This window comes from Methylotenera versatilis 79, assembly GCF_000384375.1.
GTDB lineage: Bacteria > Pseudomonadota > Gammaproteobacteria > Burkholderiales > Methylophilaceae > Methylotenera_A > Methylotenera_A versatilis_B.
In genome coordinates, this window is record NZ_ARVX01000001.1 from 734,282 (window position 1) to 758,622 (window position 24,341).

The 24,341-nt window shown below is 43.2% G+C and carries 23 protein-coding genes; 13 read left to right on the forward strand and 10 right to left on the reverse strand.

Annotated features, from left to right (window positions below):
* Positions 1-48 precede the first annotated feature (48 nt).
* From accB to METVE_RS0103815, 4 genes are read left to right on the forward strand one after another with little or no spacing between them, the layout of a single operon-like run.
* Positions 49-513 carry an acetyl-CoA carboxylase biotin carboxyl carrier protein gene (gene accB, locus METVE_RS0103800; protein WP_020167119.1) on the forward strand — a complete coding sequence of 155 codons (465 nt, stop codon included), beginning with the start codon at positions 49-51 and terminating at the stop codon, positions 511-513.
* A 41-nt stretch (positions 514-554) separates the two neighbouring features.
* The gene (accC, locus tag METVE_RS0103805; RefSeq protein WP_020167120.1) at positions 555-1,904 is read left to right on the forward strand and encodes an acetyl-CoA carboxylase biotin carboxylase subunit; all 1,350 of its coding nucleotides are present in this window, start codon (positions 555-557) and stop codon (positions 1,902-1,904) included.
* Positions 1,905-1,949: 45 nt separating this feature from the next.
* A complete protein-coding gene (gene prmA / locus METVE_RS0103810; RefSeq protein WP_020167121.1) occupies positions 1,950-2,849 on the forward strand; it encodes a 50S ribosomal protein L11 methyltransferase in 900 nt (299 codons plus the stop codon).
* The gene (locus tag METVE_RS0103815) at positions 2,846-3,952 is read left to right on the forward strand and encodes a zinc-ribbon and DUF3426 domain-containing protein (protein ID WP_020167122.1); all 1,107 of its coding nucleotides are present in this window, start codon (positions 2,846-2,848) and stop codon (positions 3,950-3,952) included. Before prmA ends, METVE_RS0103815 begins: the two co-directional genes overlap by 4 nt.
* A gap of 100 nt (positions 3,953-4,052) precedes the next feature.
* Here the strand turns inward: METVE_RS0103815 and METVE_RS0103820 are convergent, their stop codons facing one another.
* Positions 4,053-4,955 (reverse strand): hydrogen peroxide-inducible genes activator, encoded by a 903-nt coding sequence (locus METVE_RS0103820; protein WP_020167123.1) that lies wholly within the window; start codon positions 4,953-4,955, stop codon positions 4,053-4,055.
* Between the two features lie 373 nt (positions 4,956-5,328).
* On the opposite strand from METVE_RS0103820, the gene METVE_RS0103825 reads away from it, so the two are divergent.
* Together METVE_RS0103825 and METVE_RS0103830 are read left to right on the forward strand one after the other, a co-directional pair.
* A complete protein-coding gene (locus tag METVE_RS0103825) occupies positions 5,329-6,822 on the forward strand; it encodes a catalase (RefSeq protein ID WP_020167124.1) in 1,494 nt (497 codons plus the stop codon).
* Between the two features lie 190 nt (positions 6,823-7,012).
* A complete protein-coding gene (locus METVE_RS0103830; protein ID WP_020167125.1) occupies positions 7,013-7,177 on the forward strand; it encodes a rubredoxin in 165 nt (54 codons plus the stop codon).
* A 345-nt stretch (positions 7,178-7,522) separates the two neighbouring features.
* Here METVE_RS0103830 and METVE_RS0103835 read toward each other — a convergent pair whose 3' ends face one another.
* Together METVE_RS0103835 and METVE_RS0103840 are read right to left on the reverse strand one after the other, a co-directional pair.
* The gene (locus METVE_RS0103835) at positions 7,523-8,470 is read right to left on the reverse strand and encodes a response regulator transcription factor (RefSeq protein WP_020167126.1); all 948 of its coding nucleotides are present in this window, start codon (positions 8,468-8,470) and stop codon (positions 7,523-7,525) included.
* Entirely contained in the window at positions 8,467-11,919 is a 3,453-nt protein-coding gene (locus METVE_RS0103840; RefSeq protein ID WP_020167127.1) for a hybrid sensor histidine kinase/response regulator, read from the reverse strand. Before METVE_RS0103840 ends, METVE_RS0103835 begins: the two co-directional genes overlap by 4 nt.
* A 176-nt stretch (positions 11,920-12,095) precedes the next feature.
* Here METVE_RS0103840 and METVE_RS0103845 point away from each other — a divergent pair, with 176 nt between their 5' ends.
* The 7 genes from METVE_RS0103845 (at position 12,096) to METVE_RS0103875 (ending at position 19,489) form a co-directional block, all read left to right on the forward strand.
* Positions 12,096-14,168 carry a TonB-dependent receptor gene (locus METVE_RS0103845; protein ID WP_020167128.1) on the forward strand — a complete coding sequence of 691 codons (2,073 nt, stop codon included), beginning with the start codon at positions 12,096-12,098 and terminating at the stop codon, positions 14,166-14,168.
* A gap of 145 nt (positions 14,169-14,313) precedes the next feature.
* Positions 14,314-14,778 carry an urease accessory protein UreE gene (locus tag METVE_RS0103850; RefSeq protein WP_020167129.1) on the forward strand — a complete coding sequence of 155 codons (465 nt, stop codon included), beginning with the start codon at positions 14,314-14,316 and terminating at the stop codon, positions 14,776-14,778.
* Entirely contained in the window at positions 14,765-15,481 is a 717-nt protein-coding gene (locus METVE_RS0103855; RefSeq protein WP_020167130.1) for an urease accessory protein UreF, read from the forward strand. Before METVE_RS0103850 ends, METVE_RS0103855 begins: the two co-directional genes overlap by 14 nt.
* Before the next feature lie 21 nt (positions 15,482-15,502).
* Positions 15,503-16,201, forward strand: a complete 699-nt coding sequence (gene ureB / locus METVE_RS0103860) for an urease subunit beta (RefSeq protein WP_020184181.1) — start codon at positions 15,503-15,505, stop codon at positions 16,199-16,201.
* A complete protein-coding gene (gene ureC, locus METVE_RS0103865) occupies positions 16,201-17,913 on the forward strand; it encodes an urease subunit alpha (protein WP_020167131.1) in 1,713 nt (570 codons plus the stop codon). The genes ureB and ureC (METVE_RS0103865) overlap by 1 nt, the downstream gene beginning before the upstream one ends.
* 4 nt (positions 17,914-17,917) lie before the next feature.
* Positions 17,918-18,568: an urease accessory protein UreG gene (gene ureG, locus METVE_RS0103870; RefSeq protein WP_020167132.1), complete on the forward strand. Its 651-nt coding sequence runs from the start codon at positions 17,918-17,920 to the stop codon at positions 18,566-18,568.
* Positions 18,569-18,649: 81 nt separating this feature from the next.
* Positions 18,650-19,489, forward strand: a complete 840-nt coding sequence (locus tag METVE_RS0103875; protein ID WP_232415375.1) for an urease accessory protein UreD — start codon at positions 18,650-18,652, stop codon at positions 19,487-19,489.
* Between the two features lie 53 nt (positions 19,490-19,542).
* Here the strand turns inward: METVE_RS0103875 and METVE_RS0103880 are convergent, their stop codons facing one another.
* From METVE_RS0103880 to ureA, 7 genes are read right to left on the reverse strand one after another with little or no spacing between them, the layout of a single operon-like run.
* Positions 19,543-20,109: a HupE/UreJ family protein gene (locus METVE_RS0103880; RefSeq protein WP_020167134.1), complete on the reverse strand. Its 567-nt coding sequence runs from the start codon at positions 20,107-20,109 to the stop codon at positions 19,543-19,545.
* A gap of 9 nt (positions 20,110-20,118) precedes the next feature.
* Positions 20,119-20,781, reverse strand: a complete 663-nt coding sequence (gene ureG, locus METVE_RS0103885; RefSeq protein ID WP_020167135.1) for an urease accessory protein UreG — start codon at positions 20,779-20,781, stop codon at positions 20,119-20,121.
* A gap of 4 nt (positions 20,782-20,785) precedes the next feature.
* Entirely contained in the window at positions 20,786-21,499 is a 714-nt protein-coding gene (locus METVE_RS0103890; RefSeq protein ID WP_020167136.1) for an urease accessory protein UreF, read from the reverse strand.
* Between the two features lie 6 nt (positions 21,500-21,505).
* Positions 21,506-22,006 (reverse strand): urease accessory protein UreE, encoded by a 501-nt coding sequence (gene ureE, locus METVE_RS0103895; RefSeq protein ID WP_020167137.1) that lies wholly within the window; start codon positions 22,004-22,006, stop codon positions 21,506-21,508.
* Positions 22,007-22,013: 7 nt separating this feature from the next.
* Positions 22,014-23,717 (reverse strand): urease subunit alpha, encoded by a 1,704-nt coding sequence (ureC, locus tag METVE_RS0103900; protein WP_020167138.1) that lies wholly within the window; start codon positions 23,715-23,717, stop codon positions 22,014-22,016.
* Entirely contained in the window at positions 23,714-24,022 is a 309-nt protein-coding gene (locus METVE_RS0103905; protein ID WP_020167139.1) for an urease subunit beta, read from the reverse strand. The genes ureC (METVE_RS0103900) and METVE_RS0103905 overlap by 4 nt, the downstream gene beginning before the upstream one ends.
* Positions 24,023-24,031: 9 nt before the next feature.
* Positions 24,032-24,334: an urease subunit gamma gene (gene ureA / locus METVE_RS0103910; protein ID WP_020167140.1), complete on the reverse strand. Its 303-nt coding sequence runs from the start codon at positions 24,332-24,334 to the stop codon at positions 24,032-24,034.
* Positions 24,335-24,341: the final 7 nt, after the last annotated feature.

Consider the following 24,341-nt stretch of genomic DNA (forward strand, 5'->3'; position numbering starts at 1 on the left):
ATATTATTCTAATAAAAATTCTTATAAATAGATTATCTCGAGGTTATTATGGATTTACGTAAACTAAAAAAATTGATCGATTTGGTAGAGGAGTCTGGCATTTCTGAGCTGGAATTAACCGAAGGCGAAGAAAAAGTCCGCATTAGTCGCGCACTGATGCCAAACCAAGCGCCTGTGCAATATACGACAGCACCTTATATGTCAGCACAACAAACTGCGCCAGTTGCTCAAACAACTCCGTTGCCAGTTGCTGCAACGCCTGTTGTTGCAGAAATAGAAGGTCAAATTGTTAAATCGCCGATGGTTGGTACGTTTTATCGTTCATCATCGCCTGATTCTAAACCATTCGTTGATGTAGGCACTAAAGTCGCCATTGGTGATACCTTATGTATTATTGAAGCGATGAAATTGCTCAACGAGATTGAGTCTGACGTTGCTGGCGTAGTGAAGAAAATATTATTAGAAAATGGCCAGCCCGTAGAGTACGGTGAACCACTTTTCATTATTGAATAGCCTAGATTCGATAATGATTAAGACTGATTGGTTAATTAAACATGTTTGAAAAAATATTAATTGCAAACCGTGGCGAGATTGCGCTACGAGTACAACGCGCTTGTCGCGAATTGGGTATTAAAACAGTTGCTGTGCATTCTGTTGCCGATAAAGAAGCTAAATACGTTAAGTTAGCAGACGAGTCCGTTTGTATTGGCCCTGCTTCCTCTAGCTTAAGTTATTTAAATATTCCTGCTGTGATTAGCGCGGCAGAAGTAACTGACGCACAAGCCATTCATCCTGGATATGGTTTTTTGTCTGAAAATGCCGATTTTGCTGAGCGCGTTGAACAAAGCGGTTTCGTATTTATCGGCCCGCGTGCAGAAACTATTCGCCTGATGGGCGATAAGGTTTCCGCCAAAAATGCCATGAAAGCTGCTGGTGTTCCTTGTGTGCCAGGCTCTGAAGGTGCACTGCCGGATGACCCAATAGAAATCATCAAAACCGCTAAAAAAGTAGGTTATCCCGTGATCATCAAAGCGGCTGGTGGCGGTGGCGGACGTGGCATGCGTGTCGTACACACAGAAGCGGCACTAATTAATGCCGTGAATATGACTAAAGCAGAAGCGCAAGCGGCTTTTGGCAACCCGATGGTTTACATGGAAAAGTTTTTAGAGAATCCACGCCATATCGAGATACAGATTTTGGCCGACCAGCATGGTAATGCGGTATTTTTAGGCGATCGTGATTGCTCTATGCAGCGCCGTCACCAAAAAATTATTGAAGAAGCACCATCACCACTTTTAAGTGCGCGTATTCGTGACAAAATTGGTGAGCGCTGCGCAGAAGCCTGTCGCAAAATCAAATATCGTGGCGCAGGTACATTTGAATTTTTGTATGAAAATGGTGAGTTTTATTTCATTGAAATGAATACGCGTTTGCAAGTTGAGCACACAGTAACTGAGATGATTACGGGTATTGATTTAGTGCAGCAGCAAATTTTTGTTGCCGCTGGCGAAAAATTAAAATTCCGCCAAAAAGATATCGTGCTGCGCGGCCATGCGATTGAATGTCGTATTAACGCCGAAGATCCATACAGCTTTGTACCTTCGCCTGGCAAATTAACGACATTTCATATGCCTGGCGGCCCAGGTGTGCGTATCGATACGCACGTTTATTCGGGATACACCGTTCCGCCGCATTACGATTCGATGATTTGCAAACTGATTACGCATGGCGCAACACGTGAACAAGCAATTGCCCGTATGCGTATCGCATTATCTGAAATGCTAGTGGATGGCATTAAAACCAATATTCCGCTGCATGCAGATTTAATGGCAGATGCTGCGTTTCATCTAGGCGGTACCAGCATTCATTATCTTGAGCAGAAATTGGGGATTAGTCATAAGTAATCTTTCTGTTTTAATCTGCAACAACTTAACCTGTAAAAATACATAATGGCGTGGCTATTACTTAAAATTCAAGCAAATGAACATAATGCCGATACCATAAGCGACGCATTAATGGATTTGGGCGCACTATCTTGCAGTATTGAAGATGCCAACGCAGAAACTCAGGCAGAACAAGCATTGTTTGGTGAACCTGGAGATCCACCGCCGGGTATTTGGCAGCAAAATATCGTCACCGCCATGTTTGATGACGCAGTAGATGTCGCACAAGTGATTCAGCAATTAAGTGCCGCTACCGCCATTGAAAGCTTTCAGTATGCGACGGAAATAATCGCCGAACAAGATTGGGTACGCAGCACGCAAGCGCAATTTGACCCGATTAAAATTACCGATAAATTGTGGATCGTGCCAACTTGGCATCAGTCAGAATGGCAACAAACTGCGAATCAAGAAGCGATTAATATCGTATTAGATCCAGGTTTAGCTTTTGGTACGGGCAGCCACCCTACTACGCATTTATGTTTGGAATGGTTAACTAAAACCATGCCGAGCCCAAGCGTTTTAGATTACGGTTGTGGTTCAGGCATTCTAGCTATTGCGGCTAAAAAATTAGGCGCACAGCAAGTGGTTGGTGTAGATATCGACTCGCAAGCAATTGTAGCCAGCCGCTATAATGCAGAGCAAAATCAAGTAGATGCAGATTTTTTTGATGCTGACACTTTCAGCCATGAAACCTTTGATGTAGTTGTGGCGAATATTTTATCTAGCGCGTTAATGGTATTAGCGCCCGCACTTGCAAAATACTGCAAAGCTGGTGGAAAATTAGCATTATCTGGCATACTAGAAACCCAAACTGACGCATTGATTGAACGTTATAGCGAATGGTTTACCATGGATGCGCCACATCAACGCGATGCTTGGGTGTTGCTAACCGGCACTAAAAAATGAATTACATCACCGCATGCCCCGCTTGCGAAACGCAGTTTCTAATCACGAAAGAGCACTTAAAAGCGTATCGCGGCAAAGTGCAATGCGGCAATTGCAATCATGTTTTTAATGCAAAAAACCGGTTAACCGAAGTTTCTGACGATATTCAAAGTGTTGAGGAATATAGCGTAGCAGAAGATGGCGCAACAGAAAATATAGTAGCCGAATCAGATTCGACTGAGCACGACTCAGATCTGTACACTCCAGCAGAATATGCCAATACTGAATTGGCTGCAGATTCTAAAATCGAACCAAATCCAACCTTAACAAACGATATAGAAATTGAAGCCTCAGCTGTTGAATCAACAGCTAGCGAACCTATAAAGTCGCTACCCATTAGCAATACCGACGAAAAACCGATTAGTCAAAAATTAAATGTTGTGTTGGAAGGCGTGCCAGACTTATCCGACTTAACCTCATCAGAACTTGCACAAGCCAATTTGGGCTCGATTGACACAACGCGTAATCCCTATATTAGCAATCTCACACCCATCATCATTTCAGAAGATGATGTGGATATTGAATCCATTCGCGCGCCTATCTTAATAGAAGACCTGACCGCAGATCCTAAATTTCAGCTAACAAAACCAAAACGTAATTTCTGGTTAATCGCGATTAATTGCTTATTATTGCTTGCGGCAATTTTACAAAGCGCTTATTTTTTACGCTCTAAAATTGCTGCCGATTATCCACAATTTAAGCCTTATTTAGTACAAGCCTGTGAACATCTACGCTGTAAAATCCATTTACCGCAACAGTTAGATTTACTCAGCATTGATGACTCGGATATGCAAGAAAGTCAAATTCATCAAGATGTAGTTGATTTTTCTAGCTTAATTATTAATAACTCCAATCATGTGCAGGCGTATCCCAATATTGAATTAACGCTCACCGATGCTGAAGATAAACCTGTATTGAGAAAACTGGTTAAGCCGCAAGAGTATTTACAGCCAACAACAGACCCTGCAAAAGGCATTGGGGCACATGACGAAGAGCGTATTAAGCTGGCGATTAATGTGCACGCTTTATCCGTTGCGGGTTATCGTGTGTTATTAACTTATTGAACGTCAATTTCCCTGTATTTTAGTTTCGGTTATTCAACTCTAAATCACTCACTTTACTTAAATTTAGTGGTTTGACTTAACTCTTTTTTAACACCCAAACTCAAGCAATCATATTCATATAATCAGAACGAATCGCTTTAATCGCATCGACGATTTTTTCCACTGTTTCCACCCGCACAAAACTTTTCCGCCAAGCAATCGCGATGCGTCTGGTGGGCGCTGGGCTGGTAAATGGGATTACTTTAATTAATGGATTATTGTAACGTTCTGCCGTTGCAGAACAAGGCAGAACCGTGATGCCCAAATTAGAAGCCACCATATTTCGGATGGTTTCTAGCGAGTTACCTTGTAAAACTTCACCTTTGCGCGATAACTCTGGGCAAGCTTGTGTAACTTGATTACTAAAGCAGTGCCCGCTGTTTAGTAACAAGACTTTTTCATCGGATAATTCTTCTGGATTAATCTGTTTACGCGTCGCCCAATGATGATGAATCGGCACCACCACATCAAACTCTTCATCGTACAGCGCTTTGTATTGCAAGCCAGGCACATCGAATGGTAATGCAACAATCGCCACATCAATCACGCCATTACGCAACTGCGCCTCAAGATTCGCGGTTAAATTCTCTTCTACTTCTAGCGGCATATCTGGTGCTGTTTTGCGCAAAATGGGAATAATCTCTGGCAATAAATACGGCCCAACTGAATGAATCATGCCAAGTTTTAATGCGCCCTTTAATTGGTTTTTGCCCAATTCCGCCAATTGCTTAATGCGCGCGGCTTCTTCTAGCACGCGTGATGCTTGCTCAATGATTTGTGCGCCGATTTCCGTTGGCGTCACATCGCTGCGGCTACGCTCAAAAATCATCACGTTTAATTCATCTTCTAGTTTTTTTATGCCTAAACTTAATGCGGGTTGCGTCACAAAACATTTCTCGGCCGCGCGCCTAAAATTACGCTCTTGTGCTACTGCCATTACAAATTTAAGCTCGATTAAAGTCATTTTTTTCCATTAGAATTAGTAAAATTTATCATCATCAATAATCTTACATTGATTAATTTTATTTATCAATGGTATCAAAATAGACAATTATACAAAGCAAAATAACTGCTCTAAAATGCACTTCATGTTATCAATATCGTGTTGAAAAAGAATTAACCGTAAAACTTAACACTAAAATTAAGCCAATAATTAACAGAACGATTGAAAAGGAGCTGCACATGTTAAAACAACCATTTAATTCAACAAACCAAGTGCTTATTGAGCTGCTGGCAACTTATGCGCTGGTTTATTAATCTAGTACATTCATGACACAAAATAAATTAATCCAAAAAACAGTTTTATAGTGAGCAAAATCTTTATCAAGGAGAGCAGTATGAGTAAAACAACACTAACCACCTCAGCAGGCGCACCAGTTCCAGATGATAATAATAGTATTTCGGTTGGCCCGCGCGGTCCATTAACGTTTGATAACCATTATTTATTTGAGAAATTAGCCCACTTTAATCGCGAGCGTATTCCTGAGCGCGTGGTGCACGCACGCGGTACGGCGGCTCACGGTACTTTTACTGTGACTAAAAGCTTAAAAGACCACACGATTGCTCACTTTTTACAAGAGGTTGGTCAGCAAACTGATGTATTTTTACGCTTTTCAACGGTAGGTGGCGGGCAAGATTCTAACGATTACGCCCGTGACCCACGTGGCTTTTCAATCAAGTTTTATACCCAAGAAGGTAATTGGGATATGGTGGGCAACAATACACCGGTATTCTTTTTAAATGATCCAATCAAGTTTCCAGACTTTATCCATAGCCAGAAAAAAGATGCGCGCACCAATTTACCCAACCCAGCCAATGCGTTTGAATTTTGGGCGAATCACCCGCAATCATTACATCAGATGACAATCTTGATGTCTGATCGTGGCATTCCATTATCCTATCGTCACGTGCACGGTTTTAGCAGTCATACATTAAGCTTTTATAATGCAAAAGGTGAACGCGTTTGGTGCAAATGGCACTTTAAAACCAATCAAGGCATTAAAACTTTAACCAATGATGAAGCCGCAAAAATGCCTGTAAACGGCGCGCAAAAAGATTTGGTCGAGGCGATTGACCGTAGAGAGTTTCCAAGTTGGACGGTAAAAGTACAAATAATGAGCGAGGCTGATGCACGCACTTACGGCATTAATCCTTTTGATTTGACTAAAGTATGGCCGCACAAAGACTATCCTTTAATTGAGATTGGCCAATTAGAGTTAAACAAAAACGTGAACAATTATTTTGCAGAAACCGAACAGGTGGCATTTGCGCCAAGTAATTTTGTGCCCGGCATTAATGCATCGCCTGACAAAATGTTGCAAGGTCGTTTATTGGCTTATCAAGATGCACATCGCTATCGAGTTGGCGCAAATGTGAATCAGATTCCAATCAATGCGCCAAAATGCCCAGTCAATCACTATCAACGTGATGGCGCATTTGCAGGAATGGGTTGTCCTGTTGGTCATGGCAGCGAAAACGGCGAAGCAAGTTTTGGCAGTCAAGTGAATACCGTTAGTGCTTCGAACTTTTTCCCCAATGATAGAGCAAATGACGGTGCGCCAGTGCCTGCACCGCAAGTTACACCGCCACCAATGCCGGTGTTAGGCGACGCTTGGATTGGCTATCACAGCCAAGATGCTGAGGACTATTTCACGCAAGCAGGTAATTTATTCCGCATTATGAATAACAGCCAAAAAGCGCAATTATTTGACAATATTGCTGGTGGATTATCAACCGCGAATGCCAGTATTCAAGAGCGCATGTTAGCCCAGTTTGAAAAGGCCGACCCCGCATATGCAGAAGGTGTTAAAAAGGCACTTGCTGCAGCGTAATAAGTTTTTTAGTTAACACTTAAGTCGAGTTAATAGCCCACGCAAGTGGGCTATTTTTATGAAAAATTGAGGTTTAATAGTGGTTAACTAAGCGTTCACCTTGTTAAATTAACCATTTATAATGAATGTGTTATCGCTAAATTAAAATAATAAGAACTTTGAGTTAACCACTTAAATCATTGGAAAATAAATGAAATCTTGGATGTGTGTTGTATGTGGCTTTATTTACGAAGAAGAAAAAGGTTGGCCTGATGACGGCATTGCGCCAGGTACACGCTGGGAAGATGTGCCAGCCGATTGGTCATGCCCAGAATGCGGTGTGACTAAAGCAGAATTTGAAATGGTTGAGTTCTAAAAAATGCCAATTATGTGAAACTTTTACCGCAAGTAATTAGTATTTACTCACGGGTATTTGATATTTTTTTAAGTTAAGCTAAAATATTATCCGAAAATTAGCACCAGAACTTACGTAAGTTATTTGTACGCAAGTTTTTTGGCGCAATACTTTTTAATCAATTGTAAATTTATATCGGAGAGTATTTTGGACTTTGTTGGCGCTGTGGGTATTTATTATTTATTAGGTGTGCTGGTCGTGGTCTGTGCGTTTTTGTTCACTTGTACCAGATACGTTAAATAATTAATACTGTAAATAAAAAGGCCTTAAAGGCCTTTTTTAATTTCAAACACTTATTTATATCTGCTAGTTAAAACCGCGTAATTTTGAAGCAGCAAGAGATGCTGCAGCCGTTCTTGTCTCAACACCTAACTTCACAAAAACGTGTTCCAAGTGCTTATTAATCGTTCTTGGGCTACTGCTTAATATATCGCCAATATCACGGCTGGTTTTACCTTTAATCGCCCAATAAAGCACTTCCGATTCGCGTTTTGTTAGCTTAAAAGTCAGCATCAATGCTTCAATCTGCGCTGTATCTGATTCTTCCCTCAGCACAATGACCCATTGTTCATCGCTACTGATATCCGCCGGGCTAAAACTTAAACGTTTTGTACTTTGAATAATCGTCATCGCTTGCAATGTTTTGCCAGAAGCATCAGCCTGATAAGCAGAAGCAATCCAATTGAATACGGGCGAAGGCGTCACAAACTCACTGACTTCATTATCCGGAAAAAAATAACTCTGTATCCACTGCCGTGCCAGTGGTGTTTGCCAAACAATTTTGCCATTTTGCGGAGTGATGGCGATGGCCGCCTGACCAAACGCATCCAACGCACCGCGCGCTTGATGTACTTGACGTGAAGTTTTGAGATGCGCAGCAATTCTTGCAATCACTTCAGTGGTGCGAATCGGTTTCGTCACATAATCAGTACCGCCAGCTTGAAAAGCAGCTACTACGTGCTCCGATTCGGTTAAACCTGTCATAAAAATCACCGGAATATGGCTGGTTTTAGCATTCGCTTTTAATTTGCGGCAGACTTCAAAACCGTCCATCTCCGGCATCATGGCGTCTAACAAAATAATTTCTGGTTGTGCAGCCTCTGCGCGCTCAATCGCTACTTTACCGTTATTCGCGATCAGCACGGTATAACCAGACTCATCAAGCGCATCGTGCAGCACGGCTAAATTATCCATCACATCATCCACAATCAGCACAACGGACGATTGATGTCGGTTTAAATCTGGTTTACTCATGCTTTAATTTCTTGTATAAAGTTTTTCATGATATCGATCTGGAACTGGCTAGAGAACTTTCGCATAAGCTCTACGAAACCCGAATAAATAGGGTCAATTAAAATAATTTCGTCCAGCTTACCATTGATGCCTTTTATATAGCCAAGATTAATCAACTCCAACAATTCAGTTAATGTTTTTTCAGGGGGCATAACCATTTTGCTATGATCAACTATATCATCTTGATTTTGCAGTAAATTTTCCGCCATCGTCGTATCGGTTATCCATTCCAGATTCAATCGATTGCCCAGCCAATTTAACAATTCCTCTACATTCACTGGCTTGACGATAAAGTCTTCGCTAGCGATTCCTGCTGCATTTTCAAGGTTTTTATCATAGGCATTGGCCGAGACAATGCCAATCGGGATGGGCGATTGGTGCACTTTACGGATGACATAGGCCGCTTCCCAGCCATCCATTACCGGCATGGCTAAGTCCATCAGGATAACATCTGGGTTAAACGCTTCATAAATATCCAGACACTCTTGACCTGTGGCCGCTTGCGCCATTTCAAAGCCCAGTGGTGCCAAAATATTCACCAACAGTTCCCTATCCACTTGCTCATTATCCACCACCAATACTTTGCGCCTAGCACCTAGATAGGTCACACGATTAGCGAAAACGTTGGTATCGATTTCTTCTAAATGATGTACTTGCGATAGAAATAATCGAATCTGAAAAGTCGTCCCTTTGCCGATTTCGCTGGTGAAATTTAGCTCGCCGCCCATTAACTCGGTAAGTAATTTGCTAATCGTCAAACCAAGCCCAGTACCGCCGATATTGATTTGATTGGCTGCACTGCCGCGTGAAAATGGCTCAAATATTTTGTTATATTCTGCGCGTGTAATGCCGGGGCCAGTATCTTTTATCTCGATATAAGCGATCTCGCGCACATAACGCACGCGGAAAGTAATGCTGCCCGCTTTGGTAAATTTAACGGCATTACCCAGTATATTAATCAAAATCTGCGTTAATCGTTTTTGGTCGGCTTTAACAACAGTTGGCAATTCGCCAATTGCTTCATACTTAAAATCCAGGCCTTTATTACGCGCTTGCAACTCAAACATGCTGACGATTTGGCTAATAAATTCGCGAAATTTAATCGGCTTGATATCAAACGTCAGTTTTCCACTTTCAATCAGCGCAATATCCAGCGTGCCTTCAATTAACGATAGTAAGTGCTCACCACTGCGCCGCACCACACGAATCGCGTGCTTGCGGTGCAGGGGAATCGAACTATCGTTATCCAGCAATTGTGCATAACCCAAAATGCTATTTAGCGGCGTTCTTAATTCGTGACTAATCCCCGTGATATAGCGACTTTTGGCTTGGTTGGCTTGCTCTGCAAGATGCCTTGCCAACTGTAATTCGTTATCGGTCTGCTTATGTAAATCAATCTCGCGCAATAAAAGCCCTGTTTGACGATTCGATTCCTCCTGTGCCACGCGGCGACTTTCAGTAGTTAACACTAACCACCAGGCAATAATGCCACTGGCAAAAACCAGCGATGCAAATACTTTTAGATAACCTGCCTGCAATTGTGGCAATAAGGCAGAGGAGTTTTCTTTTAGCGTTATCGTTTCATGAAAGTAAATCAAACCCAGCAATGCGCCAAAAAATGCCAGCGCGATAAACATCAATAAAAGATAATGTGCCACCCCACCTTTGAGATGCGGCCATATCCATTCTGGTAACATAAATTTGCTTGCGTTTAACCACTGCTGCGATAACCGCGCTTGCGGCTTGCAGGCGTCGTTACATCGCGCATCTAAACAACAACATAGCGAGCAAATCGCGCCTTGATACGCTGGGCAATGTGCCATATCGTCGGTTTCATAATCTCGCTCGCAAATCACGCATTTTTGCGTGCGCGTTTTCACTGGAAAACTATATTGCTTGCGCGCGATGTAATATTTACCTTTGGTTAACCACGCGATAAGTGGTGAAGTCACCAGCGCGGTAATCAAAGCGATAAAGGAAGAAAACGCTTTAGCTTCTTCGCCAAATATGCCCGAAAACGCTGCAATCGATACTGCAGATGCCAAAAACATCGCACCCACACCAACAGGATTAATATCGTACAAATATGCACGCCTAAATTCAATTCCTTTTGGGCTTAAACCTAACGGCTTATTGATGACTAAATCGGCAACTACAGCGGTAATCCAGGCAATCGCAATATTAGAATAAAGCCCCAATACTTGCTCAAGGGCTTTGAATACATCTAATTCCATCAACATAATGGCAATCAGCGCATTAAATACCACCCATACGACGCGACCAGGATGACTGTGTGTAAGCCGTGCAAAAAAATTGGACCATGCCAATGAACCCGCATAGGCATTGGTCATATTCACCTTAACCTGTGAAATCACCACAAATAAAGTGGTGGCCGCTAAGGCGATTTCGTGTGAACTAAATGCATAACCAAACCCGACCAAATACATATGGGTCGGATTAACCGCCTGCTCAAACGACAGATCACTTTGAATGACCAAATACGCCAATAGCACGCCACCCAACATTTTCAGCATGCCCAAAAAAACCCATCCTGGCCCAGCCATTAATACGCCAAAATTCCAGCGCCAACGGTTTTTGGCGGTTTTTTCTGGCATAAAGCGTAAAAAATCCACTTGTTCACCAATTTGGGGAATTAATGCCACACCAACCGCAGTTGCTGCACCAAACATGAGCAGATTAAATTCACCTGAACTGCCAGAAACGCCAGAAAATGCTAATACTTTGGAGAATATAAGTGGGTCTTGATGCAGTATCGCAATAAATGGTAAACACATCAAAATCAACCAGATTGGTTGCGTAATCATTTGAATACGGCTGATTAGCGTGACGCCATGTGTGACCAGCGGAATGACAACCAGCGCGCTGACTAAGTAACCGATATACAGTGGCATATGAAAATATAGCTCAAGCGCGTAAGCCATAATCGCGGCTTCTAGCGCAAATAAGATAAAGGTAAACGACGCGTAAATAAACGATGAAATGGTGGAGCCGATATAGCCAAAACCTGCACCGCGTGTGAGCAAATCCATGTCTAGGCCATATTTAGCGGCGTAGTAGCTAATCGGCAGACCGGTTAAAAAGATAATCATGCCGACTGCTAAAATCGCCCAAAGTGCGTTGATTACACCGTAATTAACCGCGATTGTGCCGCCAATTGCTTCTAACACTAAAAATGAGATCGCACCTAAAGCCGTATTTGAAACGCGCAAGATTGACCATTTGCGGAATGAGCGCGGCGTGAATCGTAGCGCGTAATCTTCAATACTTTCGTTTGCTACCCACGTGTTGTAATCACGGCGAATTTTAACGATTCGCTGTGTTGGTTCGGTATTGCCCTGTGTGGTAGCAGTTAGATCCGTTGTCTTCAATTCAACCACCACATCAACCATTATCCTTATCAAGTAAAGCGTTTAGTACATATACGACAGCAACAACCATGCCACATGGTTGAATCACCCAATACTATCATAATTAAAATCGGAGAAAAAACCTGTACGCAGTATGACGTATTAACGCATATTCACTGCTCGATTATCATCAAAAAATCATTCATCTTAAGTAAGTTATGGCCCGTAAAAACAAACCGTCGTTTTATTCAAGTGCATACCTAGTCTTATTATCTACAAACGTTCTCGCTGAATCATTTAATCTTGAGCAGATTCAATTTGAAAGTATTAAAACCGAAGATATCAAAGTCACTGCCGTTCGCGAAAATTTAATCGGCATTGCGGATACCGCCAGCGAAGGCGTGATCAGTAACCACCGCATCAGTAATATCCCACACTCTCGCCCTGGTGAAGTGTTAGAGCAAGTGCCTGGCTTGATTGTTAGCCAGCATTCGGGCGATGGCAAAGCCAATCAATATTATTTGCGTGGCTTTAATCTCGATCACGGTACCGATTTTGCCGTTTGGTTAGATGGTATGCCGCTTAATATGCCGACACATGCGCACGGCCAAGGTTATATTGATTCTAATTGGTTAATGCCAGAATTAATTGACAGTTTGGAATTTAAAAAAGGTGCTTATCATGCGGAACAGGGCGATTTTTCAGCAGCTGGCTCAACACATTTGCACTACGCCAAAACATTACCGCAATCTATTGCAAAACTCACGCTTGGCAGTTATGGTTTTCAACGTTTGTTTAACGCAGGTTCGCAAGGTATCACAGATGGTCAATTTTTATACGCCGTAGAAGCACAAGGTTATGATGGCGCTTGGGATAATAGCCAAAATCTTAAAAAATTCAATGGCTTGCTGCGTTACAGCACGGGTACTGAAGAACATGGCTGGAATATCACGGCAATGGGTTATAACTCAAAATGGGATGCCACAGACCAAGTGCCAAAACGTGCTATTAACGCTGGCTTAATCAACCGCTTTGGCGCAATCGACACCTCGGATGGCGGCGAAACCAGCCGATACAGCTTATCTGCCGATTGGCATGATGGCGTATGGCAAGCTAATGCTTATGCGATTCATTACAAACTGGATTTATTTTCTAACTTTACCTACTTTTTGGATGACTCAATAAACGGCGACCAATTTGAACAAGCCGATAAGCGCAATGTATTTGGCGGTGCAGTTATACGCAGTTTTAATGCGAATATTGCAGACTTGGAAACCAGTCATCAAATCGGTCTACAAGGCCGTTACGATGATATTGGCAATGTCGGTTTGTATCGCACAGTTGCACGCCAACGCTTAAGCACAACCAGAGAAGATGCCGTAAAACAAGGCAGTGTTGGCTTATGGTGGCAAGGCAACTGGCAGATTTTGCCAAATCTACGCGCCAGCACGGGCTTGCGTGAAGATATTTATAAATTTGATATTGATAGCAATATCGCTGAAAACTCGGGTAAAGCGCACAGTAATATTTTCAGTCCAAAGCTGGGTTTAGCTTGGCAGGCATCCAAACAGCACGAGTTTTATGTCAATTGGGGACGTGGCTTTCACAGCAACGATGCTCGAGGCTCAACTATTCGTGTTGACCCAGTTTCTGGCGATGCAGCTGAGAAAGTGAATCCTCTCGTAAAAGCTATTAGTAAAGAATTGGGCTGGCGCGCTAATCCTATTGGAAATTGGCAAACTACATTGGCTTTATTTCAGTTGGATATTGACTCGGAATTATTGTTTATAGGCGATGCCGGTGCAACCGAAGCCAGCCGACCTAGCCGCAGAGTGGGCGTAGAGTGGACGAATTACATTCCTATCAATAGTTGGAGTTATATTGATGCTGACTTTGCCATCGCCCGTGCGCGTTTTAAAGATTCAGATGAAGTGGGTGACTATATTCCTGGCTCAATCGCCAAAACGGCCTCTATTGGCATTGCCATCAATCATCCAAGCGGTTGGTCTGCCTCTACGCGTTTGCGCTATTTTGGGCCGCGCGCGTTGATAGAAGATAACAGTGTGAGATCGAATAGCTCGTTACTGACCAACGCGCGCATTGGCTACCAAATTAGTTCTAAAATCAATCTGTCGTTGGATATATTTAATCTGTTTAACCGCAAAGTATCTGATATTGATTATCTGTATACCTCGCGCTTAAAAGGCGAAGCGGCTGATGGCGTAAAGGATATTCATACACATCCCGTCGAACCAAGAATGGCAAGGCTTAGCTTGTCACTTGACTATTGATTAACCAGCCATCAGCAAATAGCCACCAACCAACATCATTCCGCACAATGCAGCATAAATAAAGTTGATCAGAAAAATTGTACGTAATATGACGTATAGATTATGCCTTCAAGCTTTTACTATACTTAACTCAAGTAAAACTAGGGTGATTAATTTGATTACTTATACCAACATCATAGGCAGTAGCGCTCAAGAGGCTTACTCAGACAAACTTCATGATCTTGATCATGCAGATAAGTTAGATTTCATTAGTTTATCGAGCGACAATATTCAACGAAAAAGATTAAAAGTCGTTTCATATAAGGGCAAAGAATGTGGTATTGCATTACCGCGCGAACAAAAGCTTTACGACGGCGCCATCCTAAGTTTAGCTGCTGATTACGCACTTGTCGTGCGTTGTGCAGATGCAAAATGGTTACGCTGTACGCCCATAGATAATGCCGCCGCATTAGAGCTAGGCTATTTTGCTGGCAATATGCATTGGTCTGTGCGCTTCGACAAAAATATTCTAGAAATAGCACTAAAAGGCAAACTTCAAGATTACCAAGAAAGATTGAAACATTTATGCATCGACGGTCGTATTACATTGGCACTTGATGATGCTCAATAACCACCTTGGATTAATGCTGAGCTTACAACACAGCGATTCATTTTTCCCAAGTGGTGCAACTGCATTTTCATGGGGACTAGAATCCCTTAATCGCGACAAAATTATTAGCGATACAAAATCTGTATCGCATTATATAGAAACACAATTATTGCATCGCTGGGTAAGTTTTGACCAAGCCATTATTAGTGCTGCATGGTATGCATCTCAAACTATTGAGCATCGTTCTAATTCAAACTTGATGAAGATTTTTGAAATTGATGCATTTGCAGAGGCAATGACTTTATCAGAATCAGTCAGAACAGGGTCGCGCAGACTCGGTCAAACATTGATGACTGTACACGTAAAATTAGGCACTCCAAGTGCTATTAAGTTACATGCGCATATTGTTGCAAACGCTAACACGCACTACCCACATCTTGCAGTCACCCAAGGCTATCTATGGGCTAAATTAGGAGTGAGTGAGCTAGAGTCCCGTGCCATTTCAGCGCATACCCTTTGTACCAGTGCGACAAGTGCAGCACTTAGGCTGGGCTTAATAGGCCATATTGATGCACAGCGCATTCTTATGCACATGCATACACAGATTGTTAAGGCGCTTGATTTGCCTGCACCAGCATTATCGAATATTTCATCAAGTACATTAGCTGTTGATATCGGTAACTTACGTCACGAAGCGCTTGATGCAAGAATGTTCGCCAATTAATTTTAAATCTCGAAAGTTGTTATGTTATTAACCCCAACTGAATACGAACGCCTCACTTTATTTGGTGCAGCTGAGCTTGCGCGCAAACGACTTGCCAAAGGGTTAAAACTTAATTATCCAGAAGCTGTTGCTATCATTTCAGATGAGCTATTAGAAGGTGCCAGAGAAGGCAAGTCAGTGGCTGAACTGATTGGATATGGATCAACCATTCTCAATCAAGATGATGTCTTGTCTGGCATTGCAAATATGTTACCGATGCTACAAGTAGAAGGTTCTTTTCCCGACGGGACCAAACTCATCACAGTACATGAACCTTTACGGCCAGGGTTACAAAAACCAATTGAGAACTACCGCATTCCAGGTGAAATCATTACCGCAGAAGGTGATATAGAATTAAATGTTGGGCGCTTACGTGCCACCGTTAAAGCAATGAATATGGGAGATCGCCCGATACAAATCGGCAGTCATTTTCATTTTTTTGAAGTTAATCGTGCATTGCAATTTGAAAGAAATTTGGCATACGGCATGCATTTAGATATCCCGGCTGGTACTGCGGTGCGTTTTGAGCCTGGAGATGAAAAAACTGTTGAACTAGTGGCTTTCGGTGGAACACGTGAGATTTTTGGATTAAACAGCTTAGTCGATGGCCCGCTAGATCAAAGTGGTCAGCGTGAAAAAGCCTTAGAAAACGCACGCAATAATGGCTTTAGGGGTGCATGATGGCAAAAATGTCACGGAAAGATTATGCAGCGATGTTTGGCCCGACGAAAGGCGATGCTGTGCGACTAGGAGATACTTCATTATTAGCAGAAGTTGAACATGATTTTACCGTTGCAGGTGATGAGTGTCTGCATGGTGGTGGTAAAACGCTACGCGATGGCATGGGGATGATGGGAGGCTTAGACAGTGCGCAAGGCTCACTGGATATGCTTATTTGTAACGCCCTTGTGATTGACCCTGTGTTAGGCATCATAAAAGGTGATATAGGCATTAAAGCTGGAAAAATAGTTGCTATAGGCAAGGCCGGTAACCCACAAACGATGGAAGGTGTTCATCCAGATTTGATTTGTGGGGCCGCCACAACAGTACGTGATGCCGAAGGTATGATTGCCACGCCTGGTGGCATTGACGTGCATGTGCATTTTGATTCAGCACAGCTTTGTGAGCATGCATTATCTTCAGGCCTGACAACGCTCATTGGCGGTTCATTAGGCCCCATTACAGTTGGCATTGATTGCGGAGGCGAGTGGAATGTTGCGCGGATGCACGAAGCATCTGAGCAATGGCCGCTAAATTTTGGTTTTCTTGGTCGCGGCAACTCTAGTAAACCGCTATCTTTAATTGATCAACTCCATGGTGGATGCCTTGGCCTAAAAATTCATGAGGACTGGGGAGCGATGCCTGCCGTGATTGACACTTGCTTAACAGTGGCTGACCAATACGACTTCCAAGTGCAATTACACTCAGACACTTTAAATGAATCTGGATTTCTTGAAGATACTTTAGCTGCAATCAAAGACCGCACCATACACATGTATCACACTGAAGGTGCGGGCGGGGGGCATGCGCCAGACATTATTGCTGTAGCAGGCAAAGAAAACTGTTTACCCTCTTCCACCAACCCAACTAATCCGTACACCATCAATACTTTTGATGAGCATTTAGACATGATTATGGTTTGTCACCATTTAAACCCTGCAGTAGCAGAGGATGTGGCCTTTGCGGAATCTCGCATACGTGCACAAACCATTGCGGCAGAAGATATCTTACATGACATGGGTGCAATCTCTATGTTGGGGTCTGATAGTCAAGGCATGGGACGGATTAATGAAGTGATTAGTCGGACTTGGCAGTTGGCTTCTAAAATGAAAGATCAGCGTGGTCGACTACCTGAAGAAGCCAGTGCAATTGGAGATAACGAACGCATTAAACGCTACATCGCAAAGTATACAATCAACGCTGCCCGTACTTTTGGCATTGCCGACACCATAGGTTCATTAGAGTCAGGAAAATTGGCCGACATCGTATTGTGGCGCCCTGCTTTTTTTGGGGTAAAACCTGAAGTCATCGTAAAAGGTGGTTTTATTGCTTGGGGTGCTATGGGCGATTCTGCAGCATCTCTCATGACGTGTGAACCCATTGCAATGCGTCCTCAGTGGGGTGCTTTCGGAAAAGCACCTGCTTCCTTATCCGTTAATTTTGTAAACCAACTCGCCATTGATTCCGATTTGCGCAAAAAATTAGGGCTAACACGACAGCTGGTAGCGGCACACGGAACACGAAATCTAAAAAAACAAGACATGTTGCACAATAGTGCTTGTCCCAATATAACGGTCAATCCACAAACATTTGATGTGATGGTTGATGGGAAAATCATTTATTGCGAGCCTGCGCACGAAGTACCCTTAAGTCGTCGCTATATGTTTAGGTAATACTATGAATAATTTAGCTACCCCTCCTTTCAGTGTCACAAGCTTAGGTTCTGCGCGCGTGGGCATTGGCGGCCCAGTAGGTTCTGGTAAAACCAGATTATTGGAACAGCTCATCCCCATTTTACAAAATAGAGGCGTTAATTTTGCCATTATTACTAATGACTTAGTCACGCGTGAGGATGCAGAACGCATCAAACGTAGCGGTCTTATTGATACGGCTCGGGTACTGGCTGTGGAAACAGGCGCCTGCCCGCACACCGCCATTCGAGAAGACCCAACGCTTAACATGCAAGCAGCAGATGAATTAGATAAAAAATTTGCTGGCCTAGAACTAGTTCTCATTGAGTCTGGAGGTGATAACTTAGCATCTTCATTTTCATTAGACTTAGTCGACTATTGGATTTTTGTCATTGATGTAGCGGCTGGTGATGATATACCCCGTAAGCGTGGCTTAGGCGTTGTAACTTGCGATTTACTTGTCATTAATAAATTTGATTTAGCGCCTTATGTGAATGTTGACCTGACCCGTATGGTAAAAGAGGCCAACGAAGTCAGAAATGGCAAACCAGTAGTATTAACTAACTGCGCAACAGGAGAAGGCGTTAGCGAAGTTGCTGAAAGTATTATTGCTAGTGTACTGTTCCAAAAAAACTAACTTATGCCACTAGCTGAAGCAAAATCCCCACCTATTAACGCTACTTCTATAGGCCTAATTATAGAACAGCAACGAAAGGAAATGGCTACACCTCAAGTTAATTTACAATTCAGCTTAAGCCCAAAAGGAATAAGCTACTTATCATTACAACTTGCCAAATATCCCTTTCACGTAGGTAGGCTACTCAAAAATTCAAGTACTCCCGAAGAGATGGCCATGCTGTTTTTACAATCTACATCTGGAGGATTATTTGAGCACGATCGCATAGGTCTAAAAATCACAGCAAAAACAAAAGCAGTAGCTTCTGTAAAACATGCAGCAGCCACTGTTGTTCACAGCATGCAACAAGGTCAAGCAATATCACGCCTGAACATTGTTGCGGAAGTTGGATCTTACCTTGAGTACACAGGCAACCTAAACATTTTGTTTCCTAAAAGCAATCTAGTTAACCAGATTGATGTTGAGCTTCACCCTAATGCAATAACGCTAATCTCTGATGCTTACTTAGTCCACGACCCTGAACAACAAGCTAACTATTTTGAACAATTAGATACAACGATTAACGTGTATAACCATCATCATCAATTACTCGTCAAAGATCGTTTCTTACTCAGCGGCGTACAATTAGCTAGTCAGTTGCAAGCGGTTGACAAAAAGTTTGATACTCACGCCAGCCTTTATTTACTTACACCAAACTGCACAACTGAGGAAAACGCAGTCTTGCTAAAAATCATTAACGAATCAATAACGAATGCTGAACTCAGCAAAAAAGAGGCTTATTTCGGTTCAGGTATTTTACCCAACCAATGTGGTGTATTTGTACGCCTGATGACACGCAGCGGTCAATCTATACAAAAACTAAACAATGAAATAGCTAATAAACTTAGAAATACCTACCTTAAAGGCATCGACAAATCTTGACTATATAATGAGGTGAGTGCTTCAGCTTCAAAACATCACCTCAACAATCCTAGTTAAAGCAAAGCATAGCCACCTAGCAATATCATGCAAAGTGCCAAAACATTTTGTATATATTGAAAAACTTTAGTGTGTAAAGTGCCAATTAGAATACCAACACCATGCAATAGAGCCGTTGCTATTAACATTCCAGTCATTACATTTAATCCAGACTGCATATTAAGTTCCACTCCATGTGCCATGCCATGAAATATGGCGAATAGAGAAACAAGGCCTAAACGAATCGAAGCATTGATGGGTAAATTAACCATCAATAATAACCCCATTGCCATCACACTTGCAGCAACACTCGTTTCAACACCAGAGAATCGGTATCCTGTAAAGCTTAAAATAAAGCCTAAAATCATGGATAAACTAAAAGCTAGCGGCAACTTCCAGCATGCTTTTTCATCAGTTTTAACTGCCCATATTCCCACGGCAACCATCACAAGTAGATGATCCCAACCCGTCAAAGGGTGCATAAAACCTGCGTATGCGCTCTCCAAACCATGTCCTGGATGAGCAAAAGCCAGACTTGAAAAGCCCAACAATAAAGCAGTACTTAACGATAGATATTTTTTCACATTACTCTCCTAAAGAAATAAACCTTGTTTTTCAATAAACTTAACAATCTCTTCCAAACCTTGCCCGATTTTTAGATTAGTAAAAATAAATGGGCGTTCACCGCGCATGCGTTTGGCATCTCTGTCCATCACCTCTAACGATGCGCCCACCATTGGCGCTAAATCTATTTTATTGATAATCAGCAAATCCGATTTTGTGATGCCTGGCCCGCCTTTGCGTGGGATTTTTTCGCCAGCTGCCACATCGATCACATAAATGGTCAAATCGGATAATTCGGGGCTGAAAGTTGCGGCTAGATTATCACCACCACTTTCTACGAAAACGATATCCAAGCCAGGAAAACGTTTACAAAGTTGCGCAACCGCTTCGAGATTCATCGATGCGTCTTCACGGATTGCGGTATGCGGACAACCGCCAGTTTCTACGCCAATGATACGTTCTGGTGCTAATGCTTCATTACGCGTTAAAAATTCTGCGTCTTCTTTGGTGTAAATATCATTGGTCACCACGGCGATATTCAGCTCTTCACGCAAACGTTTGCAAAGTGACAGCGTTAGTGCTGTTTTGCCTGAGCCAACTGGGCCGCCGATACCGACACGTAACGGTTCTACGTTTGATTGAATGGGCGACTGTTTTAAACTGTCTTGTAATATTTCTGCGGGTTTATTCATCTGTTTATGACCTAAATAAGCGGCTATATTGTGTTTCGTGGCGGCACCCAGCAATGGTAAGCCCAGGTGTAAAGTTACTGATTTCAGCATCATCCAAGCGCATCGCATCTGCAACGATTTCAGGCAATAATGCACCCAATTCCAGTAATATTTTCTGCCCTGCTACTTGCCCAAGCGGCACTGTTTTCATGGCGGCGCTGACTTGATTTTCTACCCAAGACCAAGCATACGCCTGCAACATATCTGGCGCGGAAATTGCCCATAAATGCGTGATACCAGCGTAAACGCTTGGAAATGCAGGGTTAACTAAACTATTAATTTTGAGCATAAAATCTGCTGGCAAACTGCCTAAATCATTCAGCAAGCGGCACAGCGAATAACCCATTTGCCGTGTTTCTGCCAATGCTTCGCTGGTATCGCGCCCTGCTTGAAAATACGCATCCCAATCTTTAACCGCCGCCATATCATCTAATTGCCACGCTTGATATTGCCGATAAAGTACAGGCAGTTCATATCTGCCTTGATAAATAACCAGCGCATCACTGATCCAAGTTTTGGCGCTGGCTAAATCGCTCACCTCACCGCATTCAATCGCCCATTCAAGCCCTTGCGAATAACTATATGCACCTACAGGCAACATTGGGCTGGCCAATTGCAGTAAGCGACTTAACGCAATATTTGAGGCAATATTTTGTGACTTAGTGTTTTGTGTATGCATATTTAATTAACCATGTCGCCGTAATCGTGCGGAAGGTAATCTCGATAAATTATCATCGTCATCGTGATGCTGATGTCCGCCACCATAAGCGCCCGCCTCTGGCTCAAATGGCGCATGTCGGTCAGTCGTTGTCATGCCGAGGCCGATTAACATTTCTTTCAGCACATGGTCTTGCTCCAAACGCAACCAGTCATCGCCCACTTGCAAAGGCACATGTCGATTACCCAAATGGTATGCCGCACACATTAACGCTTGCTGCGTTTCAGCCCTGACATCTGTCACGGGTTGTTCAGCCGCGACGATTTGCACTACTTTGCCATTTTCCGCTTTAAGCAAATCGCCACCACGCAATATCGTGCCACGGTCTAGCATTAACGCTGCTTCAATGCCAGATTTCAAAGTCACACGCAAACGGCTTTTTTGCCGTAAATCGAATGGCAATATCAAGTAATCATCGACTGGATGAGAGGTATTACTTGCTGGTAAACGTTGGGTAATATTGAGCATGAGCAATTTAAAACAAGAAATAACGTTGAGCCATCGGCAGAATACTAGCAGGCTCACAGGCCAATAAAATGCCATCCGCCCGCACAATATAGGTTTCTGGATCCACATCGATTTTAGGCATCCAGCCATTATGAATCATATCGGCTTTTCTTACCGTTCGAGTGCCACTGACTGGTACTAATGTTTTATTTAAACCAAGCGCTTGTACCGCTGGATTTTTTAAACCTGCCTGCGATACGAAAGTGACGGAAGTTTTTAGCCCACCGCCATAAGCGCCAAACATAGGACGATAATGCACAGGCTGTGGCGTTGGAATAGACGCATTTGGGTCGCCCATTGCTGCTGCCGCAATCATGCCGCCTTTTAAAATAATGGATGGCTTAACACCAAAAAATGCAGGTCGCCACAGCACTAAATCGGCTAATTTACCCACTTCGATAGAGCCGACTGTATCGGCGATACCATGTGTTAAAGCAGGGTTAATCGTATATTTAGCGATATAACGCTTCACGCGAAAATTGTCATTACGCGCAGAATCTTCTGCCAGTGCACCGCGTTGTACTTTCATCTTGTGCGCTGTTTGCCAAGTGCGAATCACCACTTCACCAACACGACCCATCGCTTGTGAGTCAGACGACATCATCGAAAATGCGCCCAAATCATGCAAAATATCCTCAGCGGCAATGGTTTCGCGGCGGATGCGGCTTTCAGCAAAAGCGATATCTTCTGCGATTGCGGGGTCTAAATGATGGCAAACCATCAGCATATCTAAATGTTCATCGATGGTATTGACGGTAAACGGGCGAGTGGGATTGGTTGAAGATGGCAAAACATTGGCATACCCAGCGGCTTTGATAATATCTGGCGCATGCCCGCCGCCAGCACCTTCCGTATGAAAGGTATGAATTGTGCGATCTTTAAATGCGGCAATCGTGGTTTCCACAAAGCCGGATTCATTCAACGTATCTGAATGAATCGCCACTTGCACGTCCATTTCTTCTGCCACATTCAGACAATTATCAATGGCCGCTGGCGTTGTGCCCCAATCCTCATGCAATTTAAGACCAATCACACCAGCTTCAACCTGTTCACGCAACGGTTCTGGCAAACTGACGTTGCCTTTGCCTAAAAAACCTAGATTCATAGGAAAGGCATCGGCAGCTTGTAACATACGATGAATATGCCATGGGCCTGGCGTGCAAGTGGTAGCAAAAGTCCCAGTCGCCGGGCCTGTGCCGCCGCCCAGCATAGTAGTCACGCCAGACATCAGCGCCTCTTCGATTTGTTGCGGGCAGATAAAGTGGATATGCGAATCGATACCGCCCGCTGTCACAATCATGCCTTCACCGGCAATGATTTCGGTACCAGCACCAATTGGTATCGTCACTGCTGGCTGAATATCAGGATTGCCTGCTTTACCGATGGCAGAGATGCGTCCATTTTTGAGCCCGATATCTGCTTTAACGATGCCCCAATGGTCAATAATCAATGCATTGGTAATGACTGTATCTGCCACATCTTTTGCGCACAATTGACTTTGGCCCATGCCATCACGAATCACTTTTCCGCCGCCAAATTTCACTTCTTCGCCGTAGATTGTGTAATCGCGTTCTACTTCAATCCATAAATCGGTATCTGCCAAGCGCATTCTGTCGCCCATGGTTGGCCCGAACATTTCCGCATAAGCACGTTTGTCGATTTTTAAACTCATTTCAACGCACCCATCACTTTGCCAGAGAAACCATACACTTTGCGCTCACCGCTTAAAGCCACTAATTGCACAGTGCGCGTTTGTCCTGGCTCAAAACGTACAGCTGTGCCAGCAGCAATATCCAACCTAAATCCATAGGCACGTTTTCGCTCAAAAGTTAACGCTTCATTTGTCTCAAAAAAATGAAAATGTGAGCCGACCTGTATCGGCCTGTCGCCCGTATTCGCCACATCTATCGTAATCGATTCACGACCTACGTTAAGACTGATTTCGCCCGCTTCTATAAGCATTTCGCCTGGAATCATGATTTGCCTTTAGGGTATTGGATGATGAACGGTAACTAATTTCGTTCCATCTGGGAACGTCGCTTCTATTTGAATATCTGGAATCATTTCCGCGATACCTTCCATCACATCCTCGCGCGTCAACAAAGTGGCGCCATAACCCATCAAATACGCCACGGTTTGACCATCACGCGCACCTTCCATAATAGCGGCAGAAATATAAGCGATCGCTTCAGGATAATTCAATTTCAGACCACGCGCTTTGCGTCTTTCTGCCAGCAGGCCAGCAGTAAAAATCAATAATTTATCTTTTTCTCTGGGGGTTAATTCCATCGTTTAA

Excerpts from the sequence above, each read along its gene's own strand:
- accB (WP_020167119.1), top strand. The coding sequence starts at position 49 with ATGGATTTACGTAAACTAAAAAAATTGATCGATTTGGTAGAGGAGTCT.
- accC (WP_020167120.1), top strand. The coding sequence starts at position 555 with ATGTTTGAAAAAATATTAATTGCAAACCGTGGCGAGATTGCGCTACGA.
- prmA (WP_020167121.1), top strand. The coding sequence starts at position 1,950 with ATGGCGTGGCTATTACTTAAAATTCAAGCAAATGAACATAATGCCGAT.
- METVE_RS0103815 (WP_020167122.1), top strand. The coding sequence starts at position 2,846 with ATGAATTACATCACCGCATGCCCCGCTTGCGAAACGCAGTTTCTAATC.
- METVE_RS0103820 (WP_020167123.1), bottom strand. The coding sequence starts at position 4,955 with ATGACTTTAATCGAGCTTAAATTTGTAATGGCAGTAGCACAAGAGCGT.
- METVE_RS0103825 (WP_020167124.1), top strand. The coding sequence starts at position 5,329 with ATGAGTAAAACAACACTAACCACCTCAGCAGGCGCACCAGTTCCAGAT.
- METVE_RS0103830 (WP_020167125.1), top strand. The coding sequence starts at position 7,013 with ATGAAATCTTGGATGTGTGTTGTATGTGGCTTTATTTACGAAGAAGAA.
- METVE_RS0103835 (WP_020167126.1), bottom strand. The coding sequence starts at position 8,470 with ATGAGTAAACCAGATTTAAACCGACATCAATCGTCCGTTGTGCTGATT.
- METVE_RS0103840 (WP_020167127.1), bottom strand. The coding sequence starts at position 11,919 with ATGGTTGATGTGGTGGTTGAATTGAAGACAACGGATCTAACTGCTACC.
- METVE_RS0103845 (WP_020167128.1), top strand. The coding sequence starts at position 12,096 with ATGGCCCGTAAAAACAAACCGTCGTTTTATTCAAGTGCATACCTAGTC.
- METVE_RS0103855 (WP_020167130.1), top strand. The coding sequence starts at position 14,765 with ATGATGCTCAATAACCACCTTGGATTAATGCTGAGCTTACAACACAGC.
- ureB (WP_020184181.1), top strand. The coding sequence starts at position 15,503 with ATGTTATTAACCCCAACTGAATACGAACGCCTCACTTTATTTGGTGCA.
- ureC (WP_020167131.1), top strand. The coding sequence starts at position 16,201 with ATGGCAAAAATGTCACGGAAAGATTATGCAGCGATGTTTGGCCCGACG.
- ureG (WP_020167132.1), top strand. The coding sequence starts at position 17,918 with ATGAATAATTTAGCTACCCCTCCTTTCAGTGTCACAAGCTTAGGTTCT.
- METVE_RS0103875 (WP_232415375.1), top strand. The coding sequence starts at position 18,650 with ATGGCTACACCTCAAGTTAATTTACAATTCAGCTTAAGCCCAAAAGGA.
- ureG (WP_020167135.1), bottom strand. The coding sequence starts at position 20,781 with ATGAATAAACCCGCAGAAATATTACAAGACAGTTTAAAACAGTCGCCC.
- METVE_RS0103890 (WP_020167136.1), bottom strand. The coding sequence starts at position 21,499 with ATGCATACACAAAACACTAAGTCACAAAATATTGCCTCAAATATTGCG.
- ureE (WP_020167137.1), bottom strand. The coding sequence starts at position 22,006 with ATGCTCAATATTACCCAACGTTTACCAGCAAGTAATACCTCTCATCCA.
- ureC (WP_020167138.1), bottom strand. The coding sequence starts at position 23,717 with ATGAGTTTAAAAATCGACAAACGTGCTTATGCGGAAATGTTCGGGCCA.
- METVE_RS0103905 (WP_020167139.1), bottom strand. The coding sequence starts at position 24,022 with ATGATTCCAGGCGAAATGCTTATAGAAGCGGGCGAAATCAGTCTTAAC.
- ureA (WP_020167140.1), bottom strand. The coding sequence starts at position 24,334 with ATGGAATTAACCCCCAGAGAAAAAGATAAATTATTGATTTTTACTGCT.